The 21,306-nt window shown below is 37.4% G+C and carries 22 protein-coding genes and 2 pseudogenes; 8 read left to right on the forward strand and 16 right to left on the reverse strand.

Translation table 11 applies throughout. The features are described 5' to 3' along the window. Positions 1 to 125 precede the first annotated feature (125 nt). From arsC to ABDZ84_RS18755, 5 genes are all read right to left on the reverse strand, one after another. A complete protein-coding gene (gene arsC / locus ABDZ84_RS18735; protein WP_026679706.1) occupies positions 126 to 545 on the reverse strand; it encodes an arsenate reductase (thioredoxin) in 420 nt (139 codons plus the stop codon). Between the two features lie 13 nt (positions 546 to 558). Then, the gene (locus tag ABDZ84_RS18740) at positions 559 to 1,857 is read right to left on the reverse strand and encodes an arsenic transporter (protein WP_026679707.1); all 1,299 of its coding nucleotides are present in this window, start codon (positions 1,855 to 1,857) and stop codon (positions 559 to 561) included. Positions 1,858 to 1,868: 11 nt separating this feature from the next. Then, a complete protein-coding gene (locus tag ABDZ84_RS18745) occupies positions 1,869 to 2,216 on the reverse strand; it encodes an ArsR/SmtB family transcription factor (RefSeq protein ID WP_026679708.1) in 348 nt (115 codons plus the stop codon). Positions 2,217 to 2,541: 325 nt separating this feature from the next. Further along, positions 2,542 to 2,802, reverse strand: coding sequence for a metal-sensitive transcriptional regulator (locus tag ABDZ84_RS18750; RefSeq protein ID WP_026679709.1), 261 nt, complete (start codon positions 2,800 to 2,802; stop codon positions 2,542 to 2,544). Between the two features lie 413 nt (positions 2,803 to 3,215). Beyond that, the gene (locus ABDZ84_RS18755; protein WP_026679710.1) at positions 3,216 to 4,472 is read right to left on the reverse strand and encodes a hemolysin family protein; all 1,257 of its coding nucleotides are present in this window, start codon (positions 4,470 to 4,472) and stop codon (positions 3,216 to 3,218) included. Between the two features lie 218 nt (positions 4,473 to 4,690). On the opposite strand from ABDZ84_RS18755, the gene ABDZ84_RS18760 reads away from it, so the two are divergent. Next, positions 4,691 to 4,882: an H-type small acid-soluble spore protein gene (locus tag ABDZ84_RS18760; protein ID WP_166529912.1), complete on the forward strand. Its 192-nt coding sequence runs from the start codon at positions 4,691 to 4,693 to the stop codon at positions 4,880 to 4,882. 171 nt (positions 4,883 to 5,053) lie between these two features. On the opposite strand, the gene ABDZ84_RS18765 is transcribed toward ABDZ84_RS18760, so the two are convergent. Continuing rightward, positions 5,054 to 5,386 carry a hypothetical protein gene (locus ABDZ84_RS18765; RefSeq protein ID WP_121604073.1) on the reverse strand — a complete coding sequence of 111 codons (333 nt, stop codon included), beginning with the start codon at positions 5,384 to 5,386 and terminating at the stop codon, positions 5,054 to 5,056. Between the two features lie 691 nt (positions 5,387 to 6,077). On the opposite strand from ABDZ84_RS18765, the gene ABDZ84_RS18770 reads away from it, so the two are divergent. Further along, positions 6,078 to 7,154: a YkvI family membrane protein gene (locus tag ABDZ84_RS18770; protein ID WP_026679713.1), complete on the forward strand. Its 1,077-nt coding sequence runs from the start codon at positions 6,078 to 6,080 to the stop codon at positions 7,152 to 7,154. 30 nt (positions 7,155 to 7,184) lie between these two features. Continuing rightward, the gene (locus ABDZ84_RS18775) at positions 7,185 to 7,889 is read left to right on the forward strand and encodes an NAD-dependent protein deacylase (protein WP_026679714.1); all 705 of its coding nucleotides are present in this window, start codon (positions 7,185 to 7,187) and stop codon (positions 7,887 to 7,889) included. A gap of 515 nt (positions 7,890 to 8,404) precedes the next feature. Here the strand turns inward: ABDZ84_RS18775 and ABDZ84_RS18780 are convergent. From ABDZ84_RS18780 to ABDZ84_RS18795, 4 genes are all read right to left on the reverse strand, one after another. Continuing rightward, a complete protein-coding gene (locus ABDZ84_RS18780) occupies positions 8,405 to 8,989 on the reverse strand; it encodes a YpjP family protein (RefSeq protein WP_026679715.1) in 585 nt (194 codons plus the stop codon). A gap of 198 nt (positions 8,990 to 9,187) precedes the next feature. Beyond that, positions 9,188 to 9,931, reverse strand: a complete 744-nt coding sequence (locus ABDZ84_RS18785) for an SDR family NAD(P)-dependent oxidoreductase (RefSeq protein WP_026679716.1) — start codon at positions 9,929 to 9,931, stop codon at positions 9,188 to 9,190. 184 nt (positions 9,932 to 10,115) lie between these two features. Further along, positions 10,116 to 10,313 (reverse strand): hypothetical protein, encoded by a 198-nt coding sequence (locus ABDZ84_RS18790; RefSeq protein WP_121604076.1) that lies wholly within the window; start codon positions 10,311 to 10,313, stop codon positions 10,116 to 10,118. Between the two features lie 337 nt (positions 10,314 to 10,650). After that, positions 10,651 to 12,054: a SpoVR family protein gene (locus ABDZ84_RS18795; protein ID WP_166529937.1), complete on the reverse strand. Its 1,404-nt coding sequence runs from the start codon at positions 12,052 to 12,054 to the stop codon at positions 10,651 to 10,653. A 349-nt stretch (positions 12,055 to 12,403) separates the two neighbouring features. Between ABDZ84_RS18795 and ABDZ84_RS18800 the strand changes: the two genes are divergently transcribed. The 5 genes from ABDZ84_RS18800 to ymzB all read left to right on the forward strand — a co-directional run bounded on the left by ABDZ84_RS18800 (position 12,404) and on the right by ymzB (position 16,382). Further along, a complete protein-coding gene (locus tag ABDZ84_RS18800; RefSeq protein WP_026681863.1) occupies positions 12,404 to 13,336 on the forward strand; it encodes a metal ABC transporter solute-binding protein, Zn/Mn family in 933 nt (310 codons plus the stop codon). 13 nt (positions 13,337 to 13,349) lie between these two features. Continuing rightward, on the forward strand, positions 13,350 to 14,102 hold the full coding sequence (locus ABDZ84_RS18805) for a metal ABC transporter ATP-binding protein (RefSeq protein ID WP_026681864.1): 753 nt from the start codon (positions 13,350 to 13,352) through the stop codon (positions 14,100 to 14,102). Position 14,103: 1 nt separating this feature from the next. Continuing rightward, positions 14,104 to 14,973, forward strand: a complete 870-nt coding sequence (locus tag ABDZ84_RS18810; protein WP_121604077.1) for a metal ABC transporter permease — start codon at positions 14,104 to 14,106, stop codon at positions 14,971 to 14,973. Beyond that, positions 14,970 to 15,860 carry a metal ABC transporter permease gene (locus tag ABDZ84_RS18815; protein ID WP_026681866.1) on the forward strand — a complete coding sequence of 297 codons (891 nt, stop codon included), beginning with the start codon at positions 14,970 to 14,972 and terminating at the stop codon, positions 15,858 to 15,860. The genes ABDZ84_RS18810 and ABDZ84_RS18815 overlap by 4 nt, the downstream gene beginning before the upstream one ends. 171 nt (positions 15,861 to 16,031) lie before the next feature. Then, positions 16,032 to 16,382 carry a protein YmzB gene (ymzB, locus tag ABDZ84_RS18820; RefSeq protein ID WP_026681867.1) on the forward strand — a complete coding sequence of 117 codons (351 nt, stop codon included), beginning with the start codon at positions 16,032 to 16,034 and terminating at the stop codon, positions 16,380 to 16,382. Positions 16,383 to 16,625: 243 nt separating this feature from the next. Here the strand turns inward: ymzB and ABDZ84_RS18825 are convergent. From ABDZ84_RS18825 to yhbH, 6 genes and pseudogenes are all read right to left on the reverse strand, one after another. Continuing rightward, positions 16,626 to 17,134: pseudogene (locus ABDZ84_RS18825) on the reverse strand (GNAT family N-acetyltransferase). A 149-nt stretch (positions 17,135 to 17,283) separates the two neighbouring features. Continuing rightward, positions 17,284 to 17,529 (reverse strand): hypothetical protein, encoded by a 246-nt coding sequence (locus ABDZ84_RS18830; protein ID WP_026681868.1) that lies wholly within the window; start codon positions 17,527 to 17,529, stop codon positions 17,284 to 17,286. A gap of 131 nt (positions 17,530 to 17,660) precedes the next feature. Continuing rightward, positions 17,661 to 18,164, reverse strand: a complete 504-nt coding sequence (locus ABDZ84_RS18835; RefSeq protein WP_026681869.1) for a GNAT family N-acetyltransferase — start codon at positions 18,162 to 18,164, stop codon at positions 17,661 to 17,663. A 101-nt stretch (positions 18,165 to 18,265) separates the two neighbouring features. Continuing rightward, entirely contained in the window at positions 18,266 to 18,859 is a 594-nt protein-coding gene (locus ABDZ84_RS18840; RefSeq protein WP_026681870.1) for a type 1 glutamine amidotransferase family protein, read from the reverse strand. Positions 18,860 to 18,985: 126 nt separating this feature from the next. After that, positions 18,986 to 19,171: pseudogene (locus ABDZ84_RS18845) on the reverse strand (DUF4372 domain-containing protein); the annotation flags it as partial. 457 nt (positions 19,172 to 19,628) lie between these two features. Further along, complete coding sequence (yhbH, locus tag ABDZ84_RS18850) at positions 19,629 to 20,789, reverse strand: sporulation protein YhbH (protein WP_026681871.1); 1,161 nt, start codon at positions 20,787 to 20,789, stop codon at positions 19,629 to 19,631. Positions 20,790 to 21,306: the final 517 nt, after the last annotated feature.

Raw genomic sequence — 21,306 nt, forward strand, 5'->3', positions numbered from 1 at the left:
AACGTAGCGACTGGAGCAAGTCAACGGAGTTAAAGGAATCATGGTGTGCTTGCTAGCCGATGATGACTTAGATTAGGACGATTCGTTATGTCACATCGTTTCTGGGGCGCTAGAGCTGGACGCAGCTATTTACCTGTTTCAGCAAATCGCTTTATTCGAGCGCCAATTTCATCTCTTACTCGTTGAAATACCTGCCACTTCACTTCTATCGTTCCTTCCGCCTTTGCTGGATCATCAAAGCCCCAATGCTCCCGATGTACATGCGAAGGTGTGACAGGACATTTGTCCTTAGCGTCTCCACATAGCGTCACAGCGATGGTAGCATGCTGTAAGATAGTCGGATCAATAATATCCGACGTGTGATCAGAGATATCAATACCAACCTCTTTCATTGCCTTCACGGCATGAGGATTGACCCCATGAGCTTCTATACCAGCACTTCTTACTTCCCAATCTTCACCTAGATACCTCTTAGCCCAGCCCTCTGCCATTTGACTACGACATGAATTTCCTGTACATAAAAAGTAAATTATTTTTTTCGTCATTTTCATCCTCCTTTTAAAATAACCATAACGTAATATATAGTCCTATGAGTGTAATAAACAAAATTGGGACAGTTAATATAATGCCTGTCTTCACATATGTGCCCCACGATATTTTTACTCCTTTTTGTGATAGCACATGAAGCCATAACAGGGTAGCGAGTGATCCGATTGGTGTAATTTTTGGACCTAGATCCGATCCAATTACATTTGCATAAATCAGCGCTTCCTTTATTACTCCAGAAGTGCTAGTTTCAGCGATTGCTAAAGCATCAATCATTACTGTTGGCATATTATTCATAATTGATGATAGAATCGCAGCAATAAATCCCATTGCAATTGTAGCAACGAATAATCCTCTATCTGCGCTTGCTTGAATTATACTTGCCAGCATTTCAGTAAGACCAGCATTCCGTAGACCATATACTACGACATACATTCCAATCGAAAAGAACACAATAGCCCAAGGTGCTCCTTTAATTACCATCATTGTATTGACTGAATTGCTTTTACGAGCCATCAATAGAAAGAATATGGCAATAATCCCAGCTACGATGGAGACTGGCACACTGATCAATTCGCTCACAAAATAACCGATTAATAAAATTGCAAGAATGAACCATGATAGTCGAAACATCTTTAGATCGCGGATAGCTGTTTTCGGCTCTCTAAGCTGGTCGACTGCATAGCTTCTCGGAATCGATTTTCGAAAGTAAAGCAATAAGATACCGATCGTAGCTACAAGGGAGAAGAGATTTGGAATAATCATTCTAGAGGCATATTCTACAAAACCAATTTGAAAAAAGTCTGCCGAAACAATATTAACAAGGTTACTTACGACTAGAGGAAGTGAAGTTGTATCAGCTATAAATCCACTAGCAATAATGAACGGAAATATCATTTTTTCTTTAAAATTTAAATTACGAACCATTGCCAAAACAATTGGTGTTAAAATTAGTGCAGCCCCATCATTGGCAAAAAAGGCGGCAACGATGGCACCTAAAATACTGATGTAAATAAACATCTTAACTCCGTTACCTTTAGCTAATCTTGCCATATGCAAGGATGCCCATTCAAAAAATCCTATTTCATCTAAAATCAGTGAGATAAGTATAATAGCTACAAATGCTAAGGTCGCATTCCAGACAATTTGAGTTACTTCAATCACATCATTAAAGCTAACAACTCCCAGTAGCAACGCCAGGATAGCCCCACCACATGCGGACCACCCAATGGATAACCCCCTAGGCTGCCAAATGACAAACAGGAGAGTTAGTATAAAGATAACTAATGCTAGAAAAATCGATGATGTCAACATACTCCCTCCTACTTACAACAATTAATTCTTGTTCCGTTTTCTTCCAATTGTTTTAACTGGTAACTTTGATCTGGAAGCTGATCAAGTAGTGTTTGGATGAAAGGATATTCCGAACTATTTTTATTCATGGAATAAAATATCCACTGACCTTTTCTCTCCTCCTGTACCAAACCAATATCTCTTAACTTACGTAAATGCTGGCTAATGGATGGTTGACTAACTTGAAAGATCTCAACAAATTCACAAACACAGCAATCTTGATCATCAAGGATCTTCATCATGATTAGCCTTGTTTTATCTCCTAATAATTTACAGATCAAAGCAGCACGATCTGTTTCTACTGATGTATCCTGCATAAACACCCTCCTCATTAATATAAGTATATAAGTATATACTTATATATTCAAGATATTTATTCCTTATGTATTACTATAACAAAAGCGCAAGCGTCTGATTAGAAACGTAGCGACTGGAGCGAATCAGCGGAGATAAAGAGCTTGCAAGCCGATGATGACTTAGCTTAGGGCGATTCGTGAAGTCGCCTCGTTATCTGGGCGCTGGAACTGGACTCTGCTCAACACACGCCTATTTATCCACATGGGCTAATTTTTTAATTTACTAGACTATAAAAAACGCTGACCACTTCATGCTTATGCATGAAAGATGTCAGCTTCCAAGTTACTATCTACTTTTTACAAGTAGATTAACTGCTTCTTTTATTAATTCCTCCGTATTTTCACCATTTCTCTGTTCTTCACGAATACATTTTTCTAGATTCTGACTGACAATGAGTGCTGCTGTGCGATCCAATGCACTCCTAGCAGCTGACATTTGTGTTACAACGTCTCGGCAATCCTTTTGTTCTTCCATCATCTTTAATAACCCACGAATTTGACCCTCAATTCGTTTCATTCGATTCATTACTTTTTCATCGTATTTCATACTTACTTCGCTCCTTTGTCCCATCATAGCATAAACAAAAGCTTATTGTGCACTCTAACTTTAAAAAGAATGCAGATCTTTAGTGAAACCACTACCAACCTAATTACCTATTTATTCCAAAAATCCGTTTAATCATTTCTCGTTAAAAAACTCCAAATGATCTGTATACAAATATAGAAATACAGTTGATTTCACAACAGGTACAGACAGCGATTGAACCGTCTCCTCGTTTTCCTACCTGAACAAGCTATTTCTCCCATTAATTCTGTCTTCTGTGCCAAGTTATGGAATCAGACTATCATCCCTTCACGAACGATCGAAAATTATCCGGGGCCATAACAGACAGCAGTGTTTCCTCCTCTCCCTAATACTGAGTCAAATCTATCTTGATAACTGAGGGGAATGGAATCCCCTTACTCATGACTTGGTTCTGTATGTTTCCGTATTTCCCGCTTTCTAATTTGTACTCGTTTAATTGTACGATCTTCTACAGATAAAACTTTAAACCATAAATGATCTGTTGATATTTCCTCACCTGCCTCTGGAAAATAATGAAAGGCTTTAAGCAAGAACCCAGACAGGACATCCTCTTCCTCCGGGATGTCAGTATGAAAGATGGTATTCAAGCGATGAAGTGGAATTTTTCCATGACATATAATTTCAGAGTCTGTGACTTTCTCTACCAATGATTCGTTACCCTTATCTGTTTCATCTTCTATTTCTAAACCAATCAAGACTTCGATTATATCTTCATGGGTTATGATCCCTTCCGTACCACCATACTCATCAAGAACAATTGCCATATGCTTTTTATCCTGTATCATTTTTCGGAATACCCAATCAACCGAATGGAATTCGAAAACGATTAACGGGTTCATATCGCTAAACGACTCTAATGATTTTTCCGGTTCCATCGCCCAAGACAACAGATACTTTGAATGGAATACACCTACAATATTGTCAATCTCCTCTTCATAAATTGGATACCTTGTAAATGGGTTATCAATAGCAATATTTCTAACCTCTTCAAATGTTGAATCACAAGGAAGTGCCATAATATCCACACGGGGTGTCTTCAATGCATCCTTCACATTAAGATTATTAAATTCCAGTACCCCTTTAATACGATAGGTCTCGTCCTGTTTAAAAATACCCTCGGTACGCGCTATATCCACCATAGCCCGAATTTCTTCTCTCGATACAGATGTACTATCTTCCTGTCCTTTTGATAAAAAGCGAATGATAGCACCAGTAATTCCATTAAGCAGCATGGTTAATGGCTTAAAAATAGTAACGACTGCTTGAATAACTGGGTAGACCACATGTGCAATTCGATCAGGAAAGGCGGCCGCTACTGATTTAGGAATTACTTCTGAAAAGATTATAATCGTAATCGTTAATAACGCTGAAGCAATCCCTACATTTATACCGTAGTCAATCGCTACCATAGTAACGAGCGTCGGTAGTAAGATATTTGCAATATTATTCCCTATTAGAATTGCTGTAATAAATTGTTCTGGCTTGGATACTAATTCAAGCAGCTTCCCAGATCGTCTATCATGATTCTTAGCTTTTGTCTGTAATTTCATTTTATTTGTCGCGGTTAATGCCGTTTCACTGCCTGAAAAGAAAAAAGATACAAATAATAAAATAATGATCGCAATGATCACGTATGTCTTCCTCCTTATGTAAGTTCATATACTTGTTAGGATATGTCAGTCATTTACCTATGATACATTATATTTCCCACCATTTCACTGGGCCAAACCACTGTGAGCTTAACCCTATAATCCTGCACATATTTTAGGTGAAAGTTAGAAAAAATAAGACGAAACTACTTCACTGGAGCATAAACATACGCTACTAACAGAAAGGAAGGTGGATTCAGATGGATAAGGAAAGAGCTCAAGAAATAATGAATGCAGCAGAGATGATACAAGTCCGCTATCGAGGAATCCCAGTCTACATCAAATCGTTACATGAAAAAAATACAACAGCCACTATCTTTCCTCTAGATGAAATGGAAAATGAGCAAATTGTGGACATACAAGGACTACACGAACTACAATTAGACAACTAATAGAATTGTGTCTCAAATGGTTCGGTTTATATAACAACTAAGAAGGACAGAACGCTTCTAAGGTGGGAAGCTTTAGAAGTTAAAATGTGATGTTTCATAAGTGGAAAAAGCCCGTTTTGGGGAAAGTATATGTCCATTCGTGTACGTATGGAGCTGAGGGCAGCTCCATACTCATAGTTGTAATCCGGTCCATTGCCAATACGTAAAATAAAATACAATCATAACAAGGATATAAACTGGCATAAGTATTGTACTTAATTGAAGCAATTGTTTTGCGTCAATCGTCATATCACCTTCTTCATAGAATAGTAATATTGCTTTTGAACTAACTGGAAATGTTAAACAATAGTTCATTCCAAGTAAACTCAAGAAAACAACTGCCGCAGTGTTTAGCCCTATGGACTCACTAAATACAATAATACTTGGAATAAAAATAATTGCTCTTGTGGTATGTGAATGTACATATAAATGGCTTGTCACCGCAATCACTAACATAATCATCATGAATAGCCAATTGGGAATATGATCAAATACATTGAACCCCTGCTCGATAATTCGCAAAAAATGAGAAGTTTATGAGAAAGCTGGTGATAGAAGATGTAAGGCTGTCCATTACTCGAAAAAAAACCTCCTTAAGCAAGAGGTTTCTAGATTATTCAACTTATTTATGATTGTTTCCATCATTTCGATTAATCCGAAGTGGTAATCAACTGCCAGTAGATGTCCGATTGGTTCTAACCTCTATGGTACTAACAATCTGTGGGAGTTGTTTATCCCCCACGGATTAATTTAACCGATCAAATGATTGTTGTAAGGCTTCATTGAATTTTTGTTGCTCTTCCACCATCTCAAATGTGTGGTGTTTATTAGATAATGTTGATTAGGTTCTTTCAATCTTCATTATTTTTATAAATCTCTTTATAATTGACATGATTAATATATACCCCCATTATTATGACTGCTTATTTTGAGTTCTTCGTAATTGGGACATTTCAACTATATGTATCTACCCCTTTTAAATAAAAGATCCCTTCATCTGTTAAAAAAATATGATACGATAATAAATACAATTATGTGAAAAAGCTGAAGGGAGTCATTACACTTACTATTATTATAATAGAGAAAACGAGCAAGATTAAAATTTATATCATTCCATTTAACTACTTACAAACAACATCAGCACGGAGGAAACAACATGAAAAGAATTTTACAGATTGCCAGTGCATTTATCGGAATAGTCGTTGGAGCAGGCTTTGCTTCTGGACAAGAAATTTTGCAGTACTTTACTAGCTTTGGTTACATTGGGACAATTGGATCCATTGTTTCCACTGGTTTATTCGCCTATCTAGGTATGACACTTACACGACTTGGGAGCAAGTATCAAACAACCTCGCATCGAGAAGTCATCTATCTGATGAGCGGGCGCTTTTTAGGGACAATGGTTGATTACATTATTGTCTTTACATTGTTCGGTGTAGGAGTAGTCATGATCGCAGGGGCTGGATCAATCTTTAGTCAACAATTTGGGCTTTCATCCTTTGCTGGAATTACCGTAATGACGATACTCGTTATCCTTACCGTTATGATGAATGTCAATCGTGTAATTGCGGTTATTGCAAGCATTACACCTTTTTTAATTCTAACCGTCATCTTACTTTCCATCTATAGCATGATGACAATGGATACTTCCTTTGCAGCAATGGAACCAATTGCTAGAAATCAGCCAGCTGCTTTATCGAACTGGTTTATCTCTGCCGTTAATTATGTATCGTTTAATATAGCTTTAGGTGCACCTATGGCACTAGTTATGGGGGGATCTGAAAAAAATGAAAGAATTGCTACCATTGGCGGACTACTCGGCGGTCTCGGGATCGGTTTACTTATTGTTTTTAACCATTTAGCGATTTTTTCTAATATGGAAGCAGTTGTTGGCTACGAGATGCCTATTTTAAAAATCGCGGATGATCTTTCTCCTATACTTGGAATGCTATATTCCATCATTCTTTTTGGCATGATTTTTAATACCGCTGTTAGCATGTTCTTTTCATTTGGATCTCGGTTTATGAAAAGTGAAACAAAGTCATTTCGTATGTTTATTGTGTTCACAATTCTTACCGCATTTGCTTTAAGTTTTGTTGGCTTTACAGAATTGGTCTCCTTTTTCTACCCCCTAATTGGTTATTTAGGTCTGTTTTTAATTGCTGTACTTATTATCGTACCGGTCCGATTACATAAAAAGAAAAACGGGAATGCTCAAATGGAAGATAATTAACTATAGAAGTGCGAGATTGGAGGGAATATCTTGCTAAAACAATGGCTTTACGAAGCGAAATATACGGTTGTTTTCACGGGAGCTGGGATGTCGACAGAAAGTGGTTTGCCAGACTTTCGTTCAGCTAATCAAGGGTTGTGGAACAAGCAGAATCCTGCTAAAATCGCTAGTACTGATGCATTAAATAATAACGTTGAGGCATTTACAACATTTTATCGAGAGCGAGTATTGGGAGTGAAATCCTATAAACCACATAAAGGCCATTATATTCTTGCAGATTGGGAGAAGGCCGGTACCATACAATCGATTATAACGCAAAATGTAGATGAGTTTCACCAGCAAGCTGGGAGTAATCGTGTTGCTGAGCTTCATGGCACGCTGCAAAGGCTCCACTGTCAATCCTGCCAGAAGGAATATAGTAGTGAAGAATATGTACACAAAGACTACTTTTGTAAATGTGGTGGCATCTTACGTCCTTCCATTGTATTATTTGGAGAGACATTGCCTGCCCAAGCTTTTCAAGCGGCACTCTCTGAATCAGAAAAAGCTGATTTATTTATGGTCCTTGGCTCATCATTAAGTGTAACACCGGCAAATCAATTTCCGTTAATCGCCAAAGAAGGTGGTGCGAGATTAGTCATCATTAATCAAGAACCTACTGCATTAGATGCTTACGCAGATATGCTCATACACAATCGACAAATAGGAGACGTATTAACTGAATTAGACCAGTAAGAAGCAAGATAATTGAGTTATCTAAACTATAAATTGAAACTTCCATCCGTGGGGGGGTTGCTTATCCCCACGGATGGTTAGGTGAACCAATCGGACATTTACTGGCAGTCGAACCCACACTTATCCTTATTGGTTTCACTTTATTCCTTGAAGTGGGGAGCTTACTGCCAGTTATATGCGGGATAAACAACTTTTCTGTATGGTGATTAAAAACGTGCTGGGACAAAACACAACTTCTTTACTCAACATACGAATAATCATGTTATCAATAGGAGTATCATCGCCGCACCGTGAAGATATACGCTCTTTCCGCGGACACGGCCTCAGCTAACTTGGTTAAGAAAAAATACGTTACCAAGTGGATCTTCGGACTCGTGCTGTTCCCGCCGGAGTCTCGCTTATTTCAGGTGCTAAATGAATGATTCTAACCAAAAAACGAAAAGATAATTAATTCAAATTAATTGTCTTTTCGTTTTTTATTGTTTCTTCATTCTATTGTCTTAGCCTCTTTTTTATTACGTCATCCATTTAGGGGGTGTGTTTTTATCCCAATATATTTCACCAATGTCATAGTGTTTTTCAAAATTATCAGCTTGGAGATGGTAATGGAAATTAAACCAATGACCTTCTAATGGACGATGATCCCTTCTCACATGGAATTTAGCCACTTTTTCCTGCGCCTTCAAGTCATAAATATTAAATATTCTTTCTCCATAGCCATCAGCGGGATCCTCCGATATGTCATAGTAAGTCACAGGCGCTTTATCATCAAATAAAATTGTCTCCATCACTTTTTCTATGTTCGGTAAAATAACGGCTGTAAACTCGTCCTCAATTCGATGTGAAATTCTTGGACCCATCTTTATTAATGCCTGTTCTTTCGCCTTTTCCGTTAATTGATCTATGGTATATGCTTGAATAGGGACGACATCTTCTGGCGTTTCTAATACCGAGACAGGTGTAGCTTCGTCTAGACCTGACCCTGAATCATAACGTTCTTTATGCTCCTCAGGATCTGCCGTTAATGAAGTTGGAACGTACATCCCTAATGTCATAATTGTGATAAGAACAACAGCTATTTTTCTCATCCATTGCTTCATTTTAGAGCGCACTCCTTTGTATCTATTACTATAAATTCTATCACTTCTGTATCATTTGTCTATCCTATTTTTCAGAATTTAGTAAATTGATAGTGTAAAGGCTGCGATTACAAAAAACGTCATATACTATTTCTCTTAATAAGGCATTTAAGGAATATTCCATACATGTTTGAGTTTAAAGAAGCGACAGATGTTCGATCATTCTATTCTTGTACCTAGTGTTAATCCGCCATCAACAACAATTTCGGCACCGGTGCAATAAGAACTTTGATCTGAAGCAAGGAACCCAATAACATGTGCAACTTCTTTTGGTTCACCGATTCTTCCTAGAGGAGTTTGAGAATAAATAGGTATTGTTCCACTTGTTTGAGCCATTCCCGTATTTATTCCGCCAGGGTGTACGATATTTATTCTTATCCCATCTTTCCCTACCTCTACAGCCGTCGCTTTTGACATTGCCACAACGGCTGCTTTCGTAGAAGCATATGCAGCCGTTCCATCTAAAGGTGCAAATGCTGAAATAGAGACATTGTTAATGATGGAGCCCTTCTTTTGCTGAGACATTATCGGTATAACCGATTGCATGCCAAGGAATACACCAATCTGGTTAACATTAATAATTTCACGATATTGATGAAGTTCTGTCTCCGTCAACGCAGCATTGTAGTATAATCCTGCATTGTTCACGAGAACATCTATCCTACCAAATGCTTCTATGGCAGCATGAATTGACCTTTCCCATTGTACTTCATTTGTTACATCAAGCTTAACAGGAAGTGTTTTATTCTTATCAAATTCTTGTGACAGTTTTTCCGCATCATTCAGCTCCCGTGCAGCAATGATTACACGAGCACCTAACGATAAGAAGTAGCGTACTTGTGCCTCGCCTTGCCCTCTAGATGCACCTGTTACAAGAACAACTTTATCTTCTAGATTATACAACATGATATCACCATTTCCGTTAGTATTTAACTTTACCTTCTTTTATAGGGTAACAGGCACGACTAGAAACTTCACGATATTAGACTACGCATGATCATTACCAAAAAAACTGAGCAAAATGGTTAGTCCTTATCACTACATGCTCAGATTTATGCTTCCTCTAGTAGCTATTATGGAATAATAGCTACTGCTTAACCACCACTCCAGCTGCCCACTTCCCTTTCCGTGGGGTTTGTCCTTCAGCTAACTTTTTTAGCAAAACCCGCTCAAAAAAGTGGATCTTCAGGTCAAACATTTCCCACAGGAGTTGAAGTGGCCGGCCTTCGCTATTATCAGGCTCTACAACGCTAGCATGAAGTAACACAACTGCTTTTATACTCACGGATAGCGATTTTCACTTTACCCATTGTAAAAAAAGTCAACCTATTACTTATGACAAGAATTGTTGCACCTTCTCATAGCGGAGACTAATTACGTAGACTCCTGTGGGATTAGCGCGAGCCGAAAATCCACTTTGCAACTCCTTCTTTGCAAAGTTAGTTGAGGCCGTGCCCGCGGAAAGCGAAGTAATTAGTCGGAGCATTGCCAATATACATCTAACATTTCAAAATAACTACTTGGCTTAACGCAGTCATTGCACTGATTTTATACTTTCTTAACTTTTAAAAAACGGATTGTTTTCGTTATGTCCCAACTTATTTCAATAGATATATTCATAACTAAAGCTGCCGATGATACGTTTTCCTCCCATCATGGGAATAAATAACTTTCTTATCCTCCACATAGGTTTCTAAATATACTGTTTTGCCCCAAAGCTGATGAATATAAGGAAGCACATGCTCTAAATATTTTAGATCTAATTCTATCCCTTCATAATTGTGAATCAAATAGAGCTCCCCATTCCGCAAGTAATCTCCATTTTCTACGGTTATATATGGAAATCCTCCATTTACTCGCATGGAAATAAGCTGATCACGTACTGCTTCATAATCTTTATTGGTAATTTGATAGTTTCTCCCCTTTTTCTCAAATAAATACATATCTTCTCTCGCTACCAAGTCTTTCGTTAAATAATTACGGATGAAGGAGATATCCGATTCCAGCTCTCTTACTTCAAAAATCTTTTCTCTTCCTGAATTTTCTTTTATGCCTAATTGCTTCATTTCCTTCGTCGGATGATTATACCGCTCCTCAATGTCTTCAAAAATTTTTATCCCTAAATAATAAGGATTTATTTGATGCTTCGAAGGCTGCACAACACCGGCATTTAATGTAGCAAATTCAACGGTCTCATCACTTGTTAAATCCATCTCACGTAAAATACGCTGATGCCAATAAGATGCCCAGCCCTCGTTCATAATTTTTGTTTCTAGCTGTGGCCAAAAATATAGCATCTCCTCACGCATCATTGTTAAGATATCCCGTTGCCAATCCTCTAGGTCTCTACTGTATTCTTCAATAAACAATAATAGATCCTTCTCTGGCTGAGGAGGAAACTTCTTCCGCTTGTTTATTTCCCTCTTCTTGTTATCATCTGATTTCTCATCTAAGCTCCATAAATCATCATAAGGTGTTTTAGGAGCAGATGTATCTTCTTCCTCTTCGTCCTCCATATAATAAGCAGGTAATTTTGGCCTTACGATGGATGGGTCAATATGTTCTTGAATTGCAAGAATCGCATCTAAAAACTTCTCCACTTCCCTTTTTCCATAAACCATCTCATAATGTGCAATTCGTTCAGCGGTAGCCGTCATACTTTCTACCATGTCTCTTCTTGTATTCGAGAAACGGACATTATTTTTGAAAAAATCACAATGCGCCAATACATGCGCTACAATTAATTTATTCTGAATAAGACTATTCGTATCAAGCAAAAAAGCATAGCATGGGTCAGAATTGATAACAAGTTCATATATTTGGCTTAGACCTAGGTCGTATTGTAGCTTCATTCGATGAAACTGTTTACCAAAGCTCCAATGACTAAAACGCGTCGGCATACCATAAGCACCAAATGTGTAAATAATATCGGCTGGGCAAATTTCATAACGCATTGGATAAAAATCTAATCCAAATCCTGATGCAATTTCTGTAATTTCATCAATGGCACGATGAAGCTCCTTCATCTCTGTCAAATAGATCCCCCCAAACGTACTTTATACAGTTTATGAACAAATACTAGAATGATTACAGTTAATAAGATTTGCATGTACAATTACTTGTACTTTTAATTTGCTTTCTTATACAAAATGAGTACTTATTACCTAGTTAAAATATGTTAACGTAAAATTTTTGATCAAAAGTATTGCTATTTTTAAACCAGTACCATATAATTTGCCTATAGGAAACATTTTAATCCTGATAAAATGTTTTGGACATAATACAACAAGAGAATTACTAACATAAGATACAAGTAGATTTTTTTTAGGCTTGTTTTGCCTTAGACAAACATTATTAGAGAGGGGAAATACTACATTGAGGAAGATAGGATTATTTTGCTTAACCGTATTACTTATCATTGGGATCGTGGGTTGTTCTTCCGGATCTGATGAAGCTAATGGATCGGAAGAGAATCCCATAAACGTCGTTACAACGATAGCCCAAATTGGAGATATAACCGAGAATATCGGCGGAGATCTTGTTGAGGTAAATAGTTTAATGGGACCTGGAGTCGATCCGCATTTATATAATGCAGTTCAAGGTGATATTCAGAAGATGACAGAGGCAGATATCATTTTCTATAACGGACTTCATTTAGAAGGACAAATGGGAGAGATTTTTGCAGAAATGAAACAGGAAAAACCTACTATTCCCGTTGCAGAAAATATACCAAAAGAAAAATTATTAGCTGATCCGGAAAGCCCAGATATTAGTGATCCACACGTTTGGTTTGATATTAATCTCTGGAAATATGCAGCAGAAGCTGTCCGAGATGGATTAATTGAGTTGGACCCCGATAATAAGGAAACGTACACCCAAAATACAGCGGCTTATCTAAAAGAGCTTGATGAATTAAATGATTATGCGCTGGAACGATTCGAGGAAATTCCAGAGCAAAGCCGTGTACTAGTAACCGCTCACGATGCATTCAATTACTTTGGAAAAGCCTATGGCTTTGAAGTAATGGGATTACAAGGCTTAAGCACAGAGTCAGATTATGGAGTAAATGATATCCAGCGTATTATTAACGTATTAGTAGAACGAAATATTAAAGGTGTATTTGTAGAAAGCAGTGTTTCCGAACGCTCGATTAACGCTGTGGTAGAAGGTGCGAAGGAAGAAGGTCAAGAAGTATCCATTGGCGGTGAATTATATTCTGACGCAATGGGAGAAGCAGGTACTGAAGAAGGTACTTATATCGGAATGTTTAAACACAATGTGGAAACCATTGTTGAATCTCTAAAATAAGGTGGGAGTTAGTATGTACGCATTATCAGTAAAAGATATATCGGTAACCTATGATAAACAGCTTGCCCTTGAGAACGTGTCTTTTGCTGTACCGGAGGGATCGATAACAGGGATTATTGGTCCAAACGGTGCTGGTAAGTCGACACTTATTAAATCTATTCTACAATTACTACCTACTTTATCAGGTAGTGTCGAGATATTTAATAAGCCTATACGCACACAAAAGAAAATCATTGGTTATGTCCCTCAACGAAGTGAAGTTGATTGGGACTTCCCAACTAATGCTCTAGATGTGGTATTAATGGGGAGATACAATCATATTGGATTATTTAAACGAGCAAACAAAAAAGAAGTGGCATGGGCAAAAGCATGCCTTGAAAAAGTGGGAATGCAAGATTACGCTACACGCCAAATTAGCCAATTATCAGGGGGGCAACAGCAGCGCGTATTTCTTGCCCGAGCCATGGCACAGGATGCCAAAGTATACTTTATGGATGAGCCATTTGCAGGAGTAGATGCTTCAACCGAAAAAGCTATTATTCAATTAATGAAAGAATGGAAAGCAGAAGGTAAGACAGTACTTGTCGTACACCATGACTTACAGACAGTTAATGATTATTTTGATCATGTATTATTATTAAATAAATCACCAATTGCTTATGGGGAAACACAGTCGGTATTTACGTTAGACAATTTGGAACAGGCATATGGCGGGAAAATTGCATTTTTACAAAAAGCCCCTTCAACAGTAAAGGAGTATACGTAAAATGGAAGCAGTAACATCCTTTTTCTCCAGCGCTAACCTGCAATGGGTGCTCATCGGTAGCTTACTTCTAGGGTTTGCTAGTGGTGTCATCGGCAGTTTTGTTTTACTCAAAAAACAAAGCCTTATCAGTGATGCCATGGCCCATGCAGCTTTACCAGGGGTATGTATTGTATATATTCTGTTTCAAGTAAAATCTGTACCTTTTTTATTAGCAGGTGCGGCGGTTACAAGCTTAATTGCAACGCAATCGATTCAAACGATTGTAAATAGGTCGCGCATTAAAACCGATGCTGCTATCGGAATAATCATATCTGTTTTCTTTGGTCTTGGAATTGTTTTACTGACGTATATCCAGCAAAATTCAAGTGGTAACCAAGCTGGGCTTGATTCATTCATCTTTGGGCAAGCTGCTTCGTTAGTACGAAGTGATGTTCAACTAATTGCCATTGGTGCATTCGTTTTAATCATTCTTACTGCTTTGTTCTTTAAAGAATTTAAAATTAGTATCTTTGATCCGCAATTTGCACGTGGAATTGGTTTACCAGTAACATTTTTCAATGGGGTTCTGCTATTTCTAGTAGTTGCCGTCGTTGTAATTGGTATTCAGATGGTAGGTGTTGTCTTAATTGCAGCACTATTAATTACACCACCGATCTCAGCAAGATATTGGACGGATCGTCTCGGGTTAATGACCATCCTAGCTGGTATTTTTGGAGCCATTTCTGGTGTGAGCGGCGCTGTCTTAAGTACTGCTCTTCATAATCTACCCACAGGTCCGGTGATTGTTCTAAGTGCATCACTTATCTTTTTCATTTCCTTACTTTTTGGATCAAGAAAAGGGCTTTTATTTAAAGGAGTGAGGCACGCATGACGTATACAATGTGGATTATATTAACTGGATGTCTTGTAGGTGTAACCTGTGGTGTAACTGGGTCTATCCTTGTATTACGTAAAATGTCAATGATTGCAGATGCGATCAGTCATACTGTTTTATTAGGTATCGTGGGAGCATTTTTCGTAACCCAATCGTTAAATGGGGTTCCCATGCTAATTGGAGCTGGTATCGTTGGTATTTTAACGGCTCTATTTGTTGAAATGCTACACTCCTCAGGCGTACAATCAGATGCTGCAATTGGGATTGTATTCACATCCTTGTTCGCCCTAGGTGTCGTACTAATATCCTTTATTGGAGACCAAGTACATTTGGATGTACAGCACGCACTTATGGGAGAAATTGCTTTTGTACCGTGGGATACTCTGACAATCAATGGTGTCAGCTATGGACCCGTTGCCGTTTGGATGCTTGGGGCAGTGCTGATTATTAACTTACTATTGATTATTCTGTTTTATAAAGAAATAAAAATGTCAACATTTGATGCACAGTTTGCAACATTAATTGGTGTACCTGTCGTCTTAATTCATTATTTATTAATGACAATGGTATCCCTATCTACGGTAGCATCCTTTGATAGTGTGGGAGCAATACTAGTGGTAGCCATGCTTATTGTACCAGGGGCCACCGCCTATCTGCTAACCGATCGATTTCTTGTATTACTCATCCTAAGTGGTGTGATCGGTATCCTATCTGCACTAATGGGCTATTGGTTTGCCGTTCAATTAAATGTATCCATTGCTGGATCAATGGCAGTAGCAACAGGTGTACTATTCCTTGCAGCTTTCTTGTTCAGTCCAAAACAAGGAGTTATTACACGGAAATTCAGAAATAGTAAGGAAGAAACCATACAACAGTCAGCATAAGGACAGGCCGTAGTGCAATTCTAATCGGGTATAAACCAAGGGACTTCCTCATCGGAATTCCTTGGTTTATTTTTTAATATATTGCTATTTGTGAACTAATCAATCTTATTGTGAACTTCAACTGTATGATTCTCCTCAATCGGGAAAAGCTAGTTCATAGGAGGAATCACTATGGCAGATCAATTTTTAACAATTGAACAGTTTAATAAGCTTTTGAAAAAGTGGAGTGGAAAACGTGTGAAGATTGCAAAACAGGAGCTTCACGATTATGATGAAACGATTATGGATCTATCTAAAGTTTCTTATGAGACAAACACACGTAGAATTGATGATTACCAGCCCTTACATGCTCTACAACTGAATGGAATGGGTGAAGTCGAAAATGCTTCCAATCATTTTGAAGAATTGCCAACTTCTATGTACGAAATTCCACTGGAGGATACATCCCTATACCAATTTGACGGCTCACGTTTTGCCTTGGTAACAGATCGTGCCATCTATACCATCGAAATAGCAGATTAGCATCCATAGCCTTCCAGATAAATAAAAGCGCATACACCCGCCGATTAAAAACATAGCGACTGGAGCGACTCAACGGGGATAAAAGAATCACGGTGTGTTAGTGTAGCCGACAATGACTTATCATAGTGCGATTCGTGAAGTCGCCCCCGTTTCTGGGTGCTGAAGCTGGGCGCGGCTCAACACGCGCCTAATTTCTTAATTTCTTAAGTTTTATACAACAATCAAGCCGTTTCTTTTTCAAGATTATTTGGTCCATTTATAATACACAAATTTTAACTTCTGACCATTCATTTCAAATTCTTGATCACTGGTTTTTGTTTGCTCAAATCCATTTTTCTCTAAAACCTTTTGGGATGCTATGTTATTGGTTGTTGTTTTTGCCTTAACCTGTTCAATATCTCGATCTGTTAATGTTTCTAATAATAATTTCAATCCTTTCTTAGCAACACCTTTTCCAGTATGTAGTTGTCCTACTCTATAGCCTAGATAACCAATTTTTTGAGATCTATCAATATCAACTAAATTAATTCTTCCTAAAATAGAACCATTTTATCTTTAATTAAATAGAAATATGAAACTCCTTCAGCTTGCTCTTTAAGTAATGTTTCATGTCTTCTTTTAAAAATCTCAAACTTATAGTATTCGTTTCCTCGGGTCGGTACCATTTTTTCGAAAAAATATTTGTTTTCAAGTTCAAACTTATACAAATCTTCCGCATCTGTGGCATGTAACTTCTCAATTAATATATCCATGTGTAATATCCCCGTTCAATTTTAATGTTTACATTAATAACCTTCTAAAAACTAACCTACACTTTTTCTTGAATTGTTGCTTATTCCATAATCTGGCCCTAATCCGTAATAAGGGCGCTGGTTCTTGTTCTGGAATCTCTCCCGTTTGCTTAAATAAGCATTATAAAACTTGAAATTAAAAATACTATAACTAAAATTAGCTTTATGTAACCACTATATTTTGGTGTTCCATGCCGTTTTTCTAAAAATTGCACATAGCCCACAAGTAAAAAAGATCCAACAACTAATATAGTAAACCCAACTTTATCATCTTGAATAATCATAACCCTTAACGCCATATACCCTATTATGAAATATCCTAAATGCCCCATTGTATATTGGAGAATATGCTTCATATCTCCCCTCCTGTGTTTATATAACAATCTGGCCCTATTCTAAAATAGAGCATAGATTCTTATTTGGAAAAGCACCCGTTTGTTTAAGTCTATTGGAGAAGGTTGGGAGACTATTTCTCAAAGTACAATTTTTATATTTCTCGTCGGTATCTTAAAGAAATATAATCTTCTTCTTCAGCATTACTAAATGCCTCTTTTTCGTACATAAAATTAAACCCTCTTGCTTCATAAAATGGAATACCTTTATTATTTCCCTTTTGAACGGATACCCACTGTTCCTTAGAACCTTTTGTCTGTTGTATATCTGTTAAATTGTTTAAAAGTTGAGTACCGATCCCTTCCCCACGGCGTTCAGGATCCAAGTATAAAACATAAACTTCACTTTTATCATCATCTATCATGCCACCACCAATAGCCCCAACAACAACTCCATTGTCGAGTGCTACAAAATAGCCGTCCCAATCGTCCACTTCATCTAACTCATGAAGTATACGGTCATAATTATAAAATGTCTCATTATTCCTTCTTATATTTTCTGGACTTCTAATACCCTCATATGTGTCCAGACAACCTTCGGAACAAACTTTAGAAATACCTTCAACATGCTCTGGCAATCCTCTTTTAACTACAATCATGCTATTTCCCCCGCTTATATTTCCTTATAATTTTAATTGGGAAATGAAAAAATCACTTCTCCAACAAACTGGACCGATTCTGAAACAATGGTTACTGTATATTAAGCCAAAAATGGGTTTCCATATTTTTCGCAGTAATTATAAAACCCGTGCTTATTCATATACATCATTTTTTTGACATTCTCTGGTGTGTCAAATTCAATCAATTCCAAAACTAATTGAGTAAATTCAATAGCAGCCGTTCCATTTGCAGTGACCAATTTTTTATCCTTTACTGCCTGTTCCTCTAGGAAATTACCCTTAGGATTATAATTTTCATAATCTTTCCAGATATAAGCGGAATTTCCGGTATGATTATGATCATTTAGGAAACCATTCTTTGCCAAAAAGTCCACTGCACCGCATATAGCCCCTATGGGAATATTGTTTTGAAATGTAGTTTTGATTAATGGCAAGAGCTTTTTATTATCATTTCCCCATGAATTCCCACCAATCATAACTAATAAATCAAAATCCTTAGGTTCTGAACCAATGATATAATCAACAGAAGTTTTAAAACCACCTATTGAATTTACACTATCATCTAAAGAAATAGTATCAACAGACCAATCTTCTCTTTGATTTAATGCCGACGACAAGTAAGCACCTTCCCAATCTGCATACTCGTCCAATATAAGAAATAACGCCTTTTTCATAACAACACAACCCCTCTTCTCAATACAACTCTCATAAAGTTTATTTAACCAGATTAATATTCCATCATTTGGCCCAATTCTAGCACAACTTCGTTCCGTTATTTCGCCCGTTTGTTTAATCGTATCGCTTATCCGCTGAAGGTTATCCAGCTGCTTCAACTGAGCATAAATAAACGTGTTCATAAACGTAAGCACATCAAGCTTTTTAACATATTTATCAAGTTGAGTGTGTTCAATCATTTTTTGTATGATTTTTGAATCTAATGGATGAATGTATTCCTTGAATACCGTTTTTATGGTATGATTGTCCATGTGAACTCCTTATAGTTAGGGATTTGGACAGGACTACCATACCCTAATTATAAGGTTTTTTTATGGCTTTTAATAGAAAAATTAACATTATTCTTGAAATAATAATTATTGCTTGACTTTAGTTTCATAATTTAATGCAACGCTAGTGACCCATTGTAAAAAAAGTCAACCTATTACTTATGACAAGAATTGTTGCACCTTCTCATAGCGGAGACTAATTACGTAGACTCCTGCGGGATTAGCGCGAGCCGAAAATCCACTTTGCAACGTGTTCTTCTTTGCAAAGTTAGTTGAGGCCGTGCCCACGGAAAGCGAAGTAATTAGTCGGAGCATTGCCAATATACATCAAACATTTCAAAATACTACTTGGCTTAACGCAGTCATTACACTGATTTTATACTTTCTTAACTTATAAGAAAACCGGGCAATACTGGATCATATTTGCCCGGTTTATCTTTTATACTAATGCCTCTTCTTTTTGGAAGAAGGTCTTTAAAGCTTGGTAAATATCTGCTTTTTCTTTCACAATATAATATCTGAACTTAGGATCATTAATTTCCTCAAAAGCTCGCATTAGGGTTGACTTGCGACTGTACCCATTTACTTCTCCATATCCAAACATACTCGAATGAGTCATGATCTCGTTCACCAACTCAATACAGGAAGGATTATCAGAAGTGATATTTTCTCCATCAGAAATATGAAATGGATAAATATTATAACGAGATGGATGATACTTATTATTTATCAGTTCTAACGCTTTATTATAGGCAGATGAACAAATTGTTCCACCACTTTCCCCTTTGGAAAAGAAATCCTCCTCCGATACAATTTTGGCTTCTGTATGATGTGCAATAAATTCAATTTCAACAGATGCATATTTTGTACGTAAAAACCTGATCATCCAAAAGAAGAAGCTTCTAGCTACATATTTCTCAAATGTTCCCATAGAAGCACTCGTATCCATCATGGCGAGAACAACAGCTTTTGATTCCGGCTTCGTTACATCATTCCATGTTTTAAAGCGTAAATCATCATTGTAAATTGGTGTAATCCCTGGCCTACCTTCTCTGGCGTTACGTTTGATTGCTGTCAGGATAGTACGCTTTTTATCAATATTACCCATTAACCCCTTTTTGCGAACATCATTAAATTCAATCTTCTCGATGGTTATCTCCTGCTGTTCTTTTTCTTTTAGGTTTGGTAATTCAAGCTCCCGAAAGAGTGCTTCTTCGATTTCCTCTAAGGATACGTCAGCTTCATAATAATCTTCCCCTGGTTTATCGCCTGCCTTCTTACCTTTTCCTTGTCCCTCCTCTTCTCCCTGAGGAGCTCGAGCAATGATATCCCCTACTTTGCTATCTCCTTTCCCCTGCCCTACATGCTTTGATTTATTGTAGTTATAGCGAATCTTATATTCATCTAAAGAACGAATTGGAATTTTTATAACATCTTTTCCATTGGACATAATAATATTTTCTTCACTCACCAAGTCGGGTAAATTATTCTTGATAGCATCTTTAACTTTATCCATATGACGTGTTTGATCCTGATAACCTTTACGGTGGAGGGACCAGTTTTCCTTTGAAACGACGAAGTTCCCACTATCTTCCTGCATGCGTTCCCCTCCTATATAATTTGATCTACTTGCCTTTTGATGCTTTCTTTATCCTATGCACGTACAAGTTTATTATTGCATTATTTAAACTATTTTAAAAAATAGCCGTTGCTAATAAGTTTTAATCAAAAACAACTGTTTATTGTTTGTCTTTAGAATGGTTCGTTTTAGAGTTATGTTCCAACCTGTCCCAGCCAATGAAGAACTAAAGCAAGTGCCCGATTAGAAACGTAGCAGACTGGAGCGAGTCAACGGAGATAAAGGAATCACGGTGTGCTTGCGAGCCGATGATGACTTAGATTAGGGTGATTCGTGAAGTCGCCTCCGTTTCTCTGCGCTGGACGCATCTCAACACGCCCATATTGATATCCGCATGGGATAATTTTTTAATTTCTTAGACCGTAACAAGGTTGGGACAAAACACTTCTTTACTCAAAATACGAATAATCAGGTTATCAATAGGAGTATCATCGCCGCACCGTGAAAATATACTCACTTCCCGGGCACGGCCTCAGCT

This window comes from Virgibacillus salarius (assembly GCF_039521925.1).
GTDB classification, from domain to species: Bacteria; Bacillota; Bacilli; order Bacillales; family Amphibacillaceae; genus Virgibacillus; species Virgibacillus salarius.

Bases quoted from the DNA above. Each gene is read 5' to 3' on its own strand.
- ymzB (WP_026681867.1), top strand. From the start codon at position 16,032: ATGGCAGATCAATTTTTAACAATTGAACAGTTTAATAAGCTTTTGAAA.
- ABDZ84_RS18840 (WP_026681870.1), bottom strand. From the start codon at position 18,859: ATGAAAAAGGCGTTATTTCTTATATTGGACGAGTATGCAGATTGGGAA.
- ABDZ84_RS18830 (WP_026681868.1), bottom strand. From the start codon at position 17,529: ATGAAGCATATTCTCCAATATACAATGGGGCATTTAGGATATTTCATA.
- ABDZ84_RS18795 (WP_166529937.1), bottom strand. From the start codon at position 12,054: ATGAAGGAGCTTCATCGTGCCATTGATGAAATTACAGAAATTGCATCA.
- yhbH (WP_026681871.1), bottom strand. From the start codon at position 20,789: ATGCAGGAAGATAGTGGGAACTTCGTCGTTTCAAAGGAAAACTGGTCC.
- ABDZ84_RS18760 (WP_166529912.1), top strand. From the start codon at position 4,691: ATGGATAAGGAAAGAGCTCAAGAAATAATGAATGCAGCAGAGATGATA.
- ABDZ84_RS18835 (WP_026681869.1), bottom strand. From the start codon at position 18,164: ATGATTGTAGTTAAAAGAGGATTGCCAGAGCATGTTGAAGGTATTTCT.
- ABDZ84_RS18815 (WP_026681866.1), top strand. From the start codon at position 14,970: ATGACGTATACAATGTGGATTATATTAACTGGATGTCTTGTAGGTGTA.
- ABDZ84_RS18750 (WP_026679709.1), bottom strand. From the start codon at position 2,802: ATGAAATACGATGAAAAAGTAATGAATCGAATGAAACGAATTGAGGGT.
- ABDZ84_RS18780 (WP_026679715.1), bottom strand. From the start codon at position 8,989: ATGAAGCAATGGATGAGAAAAATAGCTGTTGTTCTTATCACAATTATG.
- ABDZ84_RS18745 (WP_026679708.1), bottom strand. From the start codon at position 2,216: ATGCAGGATACATCAGTAGAAACAGATCGTGCTGCTTTGATCTGTAAA.
- ABDZ84_RS18765 (WP_121604073.1), bottom strand. From the start codon at position 5,386: ATGATGATTATGTTAGTGATTGCGGTGACAAGCCATTTATATGTACAT.
- ABDZ84_RS18805 (WP_026681864.1), top strand. From the start codon at position 13,350: ATGTACGCATTATCAGTAAAAGATATATCGGTAACCTATGATAAACAG.
- ABDZ84_RS18770 (WP_026679713.1), top strand. From the start codon at position 6,078: ATGAAAAGAATTTTACAGATTGCCAGTGCATTTATCGGAATAGTCGTT.
- ABDZ84_RS18810 (WP_121604077.1), top strand. From the start codon at position 14,104: ATGGAAGCAGTAACATCCTTTTTCTCCAGCGCTAACCTGCAATGGGTG.
- arsC (WP_026679706.1), bottom strand. From the start codon at position 545: ATGACGAAAAAAATAATTTACTTTTTATGTACAGGAAATTCATGTCGT.